Origin of the sequence: Vibrio sp. Vb1980 (assembly GCF_033338615.1) — a bacterium.
GTDB classification, from domain to species: Bacteria; Pseudomonadota; Gammaproteobacteria; order Enterobacterales; family Vibrionaceae; genus Vibrio; species Vibrio alginolyticus.
The window spans coordinates 1-769 of sequence record NZ_JAWOSZ010000071.1; the positions used below are offsets into that span (position 1 = coordinate 1).

1 protein-coding gene is annotated in these 769 nt (G+C 50.7%); it reads left to right on the forward strand.

The features are described from left to right. The first annotated feature begins 78 nt into the window (after nt 1-78). Entirely contained in the window at nt 79-510 is a 432-nt protein-coding gene (locus tag R7F64_RS23830) for a cytochrome b5-like heme/steroid binding domain-containing protein (RefSeq protein WP_318072142.1), read from the forward strand. Nucleotides 511-769 lie beyond the last annotated feature (259 nt).

A 769-nucleotide genomic window follows, 5' to 3' on the forward strand; every position in this document is an offset into this window, starting at 1 on the left:
GGAGAGGGACCGTCGGTGCTGCGAGCCGCGGGCGCCCGGAGGGCCGTAGCGCACGGGTCATCCGGGTAGACAGGCAGCATGGGGAAGGGAGGTAACCAGGGAGAGGGGAGCACCGAGCTCCAGGCTCCGATGCCCACCTTCCGCTGGGAGGAGATTCAGAAGCACAAAGACAGCAAGAGCACCTGGGTGATCCTACATCATAAGGTGTACGATCTGACCAAGTTTCTCGAAGAGCATCCTGGTGGGGAAGAAGTCCTAAGAGAGCAAGCTGGGGGTGATGCTACCGAGAATTTTGAGGACGTCGGGCACTCTACGGATGCACGAGAACTGTCCAAAACATACATCATCGGGGAGCTCCATCCAGATGACAGATCAAAGATAGCCAAGCCTTCGGAAACCCTTATCACTACTGTCGAGTCTAATTCCAGTTGGTGGACCAACTGGGTGATCCCAGCCATCTCAGCCCTGGTGGTAGCTCTGATGTATCGCCTCTACATGGCAGAAGATTAACCTGTCTGTCCGAAGCCAAGGAAGGAAAAGACTGCCCCAGAGAGGGGAGAAAAGAAGCCAGTGTTAATCACTTCCACTGACAGAAACCCTCCCCCTGAGAATGTAATTGTAATATATCTGTCTCCCTCTCCTCCTATGCTAGGAGAACAAACATGGGACTCTTTGTACTCTTAAACTTTCAAATGTGCCTTTTTACTCAACTTCATTTTGACATTTCTTCACTACGTAATTTACTTATTGTAAACATGATCTTTTTAAA